5 protein-coding genes and 1 riboswitch are annotated in these 3,373 nt (G+C 64.7%); of the genes, 2 read left to right on the plus strand and 3 right to left on the minus strand.

Features of this window, described 5'->3' with window-relative positions:
- Positions 1–20 precede the first annotated feature (20 nt).
- From thiS to IVB47_RS05260, 3 genes are all read right to left on the minus strand, one after another.
- Positions 21–218, minus strand: coding sequence for a sulfur carrier protein ThiS (thiS, locus tag IVB47_RS05250; RefSeq protein ID WP_247460253.1), 198 nt, complete (start codon positions 216–218; stop codon positions 21–23).
- Positions 209–1,234, minus strand: a complete 1,026-nt coding sequence (locus tag IVB47_RS05255; RefSeq protein WP_247460254.1) for an FAD-dependent oxidoreductase — start codon at positions 1,232–1,234, stop codon at positions 209–211. The genes thiS and IVB47_RS05255 overlap by 10 nt, the downstream gene beginning before the upstream one ends.
- A riboswitch (TPP riboswitch) is annotated at positions 1,222–1,350 on the minus strand. Its footprint overlaps the gene before it by 13 nt.
- Before the next feature lie 52 nt (positions 1,351–1,402).
- Positions 1,403–1,951: a lytic transglycosylase domain-containing protein gene (locus IVB47_RS05260; protein ID WP_247460255.1), complete on the minus strand. Its 549-nt coding sequence runs from the start codon at positions 1,949–1,951 to the stop codon at positions 1,403–1,405.
- Positions 1,952–2,196: 245 nt separating this feature from the next.
- On the opposite strand from IVB47_RS05260, the gene IVB47_RS05265 reads away from it, so the two are divergent.
- Together IVB47_RS05265 and IVB47_RS05270 are read left to right on the plus strand one after the other, a co-directional pair.
- Positions 2,197–2,427: a hypothetical protein gene (locus IVB47_RS05265; protein ID WP_219685491.1), complete on the plus strand. Its 231-nt coding sequence runs from the start codon at positions 2,197–2,199 to the stop codon at positions 2,425–2,427.
- A 284-nt stretch (positions 2,428–2,711) separates the two neighbouring features.
- Positions 2,712–3,257, plus strand: coding sequence for a PRC-barrel domain-containing protein (locus IVB47_RS05270; RefSeq protein WP_027570651.1), 546 nt, complete (start codon positions 2,712–2,714; stop codon positions 3,255–3,257).
- Positions 3,258–3,373: the final 116 nt, after the last annotated feature.

Below are 3,373 nucleotides of genomic sequence, written 5' to 3' on the forward strand. Positions count from 1 at the left end.
GTTTGGCGAGCGCACCATCTTCACCCTCCCTGCCGCGGCGTGATGATCTCGATCTCGTCGCCGGGCTTGAGATGGGTCTCGGCCCAGCGGCTCTTCGGCACGACGTCGTAGTTGAGCGCGATCGCGAAATGGGTGCCTTCGTAGTCGAGCTCGCCGAGCAGCGCGTCGACGCTGGCCGAATTCACCTCGCGTTGCTCGCCGTTCACGATCACGCGCATTGCATCACCTCATTGTCGATCTGGCCGCGCTCGACAAAGCTCAGCGTCAGCTCGGCCAGAACAGGCGCGATCAGGAAGCCGTGGCGGTAGAGGCCGTTCACGCTGATCGTGCCGTCACGGATGCCGATGCGCGGCAGATTGTCGGGAAAAGCGGGGCGCAGGCCGGAGCCGAATTCGACGATGCGGGCCTCGCCGAAGGCGGGATGAACGGCATAGGCCGCGCCCAACAGCTCCAGCGCCGAGCGGACGCTGACGCCGGTGTCCTCGGCCTCGATCGAGGTCGCGCCCAGCATGAATAGATTGTCCTCGCGCGGGATCACATAGAGCGGCCAGCGCGGATGGATCAGCCGCACCGGGCGCGCGAGCTGCACCTCGGCGGTTTCGATCAGGATCATCTCGCCCTTGACGCCGCGAAGCTCCGGCTGCTCGTTGCGCGCAGAAAGGCCGCGGCAGTCGATCACGATGCCTTCAGGATCAAGTTTTGCGAGTTCGGCCGCGGCGACATCACTTTCGAATTTGATGGTGCCGCCGGCGGCGCGGATGCGCTCGTGCAGTTTCGGCAGCACGCGGCGCGGCTCGACATGACCCTCGGTCGGAAAGAACAGCGCGTCGCGGAAGCGGCCTTCGAGCGACGGCTCGAGCTCGGCAAGGCCGGCGGCATCGAGCCGGCGATGGCCTTCGGTCATCCGGGCGAAACGCTCGAAGTCGTTGCGCTCGCGCGGGTGGGCGACGACCAGCGAGCCGTTGAAGGGCGTGTCGGGCAGCTCGCGCCGCCAGATGTCGAGCGAGCGCAGGCCGAGGCGGCTGATGATGGGTTCGGAGACTTCCGCCTCGCAATAGGGCGCGAGCATGCCGCCAGCCCAATGGCTGGTGGCATCGGTCATGTCGGCGTCACCGCGCTCGTGCAGGGTGACGGGGTGGCCGGCCTGCGCGAACAGCAAGGCGTGCCAGGCACCCGCAATGCCTGCGCCGATGATGGATACCGGGGAATCCGGTCGCTTGGTCGTCTGCAACATCCCTGTCCCTTCGCCGGCATGACCCGGATCAGGTTCAAAGGGTCACCGCGGTCCTGGGCGGATTTGCCCATTTAGCGGTATCTCAGCTCCTCCTCGGAGCACCCCTCGGAACGGCTCTAATGTATGCCAGCAGGGCTGGGTGGTCAACGCGCTTGGTGCGAACCGCGCTTACCTGGGCGCCCGCGCCCGGGCGTTGCGGACGCGCTGGGCGAGCTTGCGGTGCGGGACGCTGCCGAACATCGGCTGCGGATTGCCGTTTGGCTCGAGCCAAGGGGCGCCCATATTGGCCTCGCCCATATTGGCGACCTGCACGGCCTCCTGCGGCTGCCGCTTTGCGGCGTAGTAATAGCCGCCGGCGAAATAACGAACGGCCCGGGTGTGATCGCCATTGGCGGCGTGATAGGCGCCGGCGAGATATTTCACGGCATAGGTGAGGTTGGTATTGGGATCGCGCAGGCCGGCGGCGTCGCCGGTGTAGCCGACCCCGCGGGCGGTCGCGAGCTTGATCTGCATCAGTCCGATGGTGCCGCCATGGCCGACCAGGCCGGGCTGGTAGCGGCTTTCGCGCATGATGACGCGATGCACCAGCGCCTCCGGCACGCCGTTGGCGCGCGCATGGGCCGCGACCATCTCGGCGTACTCCGCCTGGCCCGCGAATGCGGCCTGCGGCAACGTCAGTCCGGCCGCGAGCAGCGCGGCAACATGTAAAATTTTCATCAGATTTCCCGGAGGTCCCTGAGACTGATTGAAGGCCTGCGCCCGGCTGCCGTTTAGGCCTCCCGAACGCGGCGATGATGTGACCAAACGCCGCCGCTAATTTTTTGGCGGCGTCGAGCCGCAGTGACGACTCAATGCTGGCGCCAGAGTTCCCTCAGGCGGACAAACTCGCGACAGCAGGCCTGTCTATTCGCCTGGGCGGACGAAAGCGAGTATGTCACGGCCAGCGAATCGGGAGAGGTGCCATGACAAAATCAACCATGGTCAAAGCCCACAGTGGCGACATGTCAGAACACGATTTGCCCAGAAACAACCCCTGTGCCCAATGCGGCACGCTGATCCCCACGCCCGATTGGATCGAGCCGGGCGAAGGGCGCGTCTCCTATCTCTGGACGTGCCACGCCTGCAATTATCGCTTCGAGGCGATTGCGATCTTCGACGAGGCCGCCCTCGAGCACCCGCCGCTCGCTGCCTGAGGTTAGGCCGCAAGCCGCGGCTGCTGCCATGCCTGCAATTGCATCCGCACGATCAGCCCACGCGGCTCTCGGCCGTGCAGCGACAGTTCGCCGCCATATGCGATCGCGCGCGCCGCGTCATCGTCTAGGAATCGTGCGCTGCAAAATGTTCCTGAGTGACTTAGGAACAATCGCACGCGGCTTTGATACTCGCGCAGCACGCGACGAAATTGCAGCACGCGCGGAACTGGGACTGATCCGAGCTGTTTTCTCCGCACGAGTTTTCTGCTGAAGGAGAGGACAATATGTTGATGAAATCGATCGCGGCCGGTCTCGCCGGTACCGCACTGCTCGCAACCGTTGCGTTCGCGCAAAATCCGACCGCCACCACCGACAAGGCGCCGGCTGCCGCCGCCTCGACGACCACCACGACCGCGTCGGGACAGTGGCGTACGTCCAAGATGGACGGCATCAAGGTCTATAACGACGCCAACGAGAACATCGGCTCGATCAACGATCTGCTGATGGACAAGAGCGGCAATATCAAGATCGCCGTGATCGGCGTCGGCGGCTTTCTCGGCCTGGGCGAGCATCTGGTTGCCGTGCCCTATGAGAAGCTGAAGTTCGTCAACGAGGCCGTCGCCTACACCGGCGCTGCCGGGAACAACCCGAACAGCGCAGCCAACCGGCCCGCGGCGACCACCACGACGGGTGCCGCGACCGGCACCGACAACAAGCCCGCGACGACAACGACCGCCACGTCCTCGTCGAAATGGTATCCGGACCACGCCGTGTTCAATGCGAGCAAGGATGAGCTGAAGAACATGCCCGAGTTCAAGTACTCGGAGTAACGCGGCTCTGAACGGCTAAACGAAGCGCGCCCGGTTTTTGCCGGGCGCGCTGTCGCGTGTTTTTTCGCCTCCGGTCATTGCGAGGAGCTGTCATTGCGAGGAGCTCTTGCGACGAA

The organism is Bradyrhizobium sp. 62 (genome assembly GCF_023073035.1).
GTDB lineage: Bacteria > Pseudomonadota > Alphaproteobacteria > Rhizobiales > Xanthobacteraceae > Bradyrhizobium.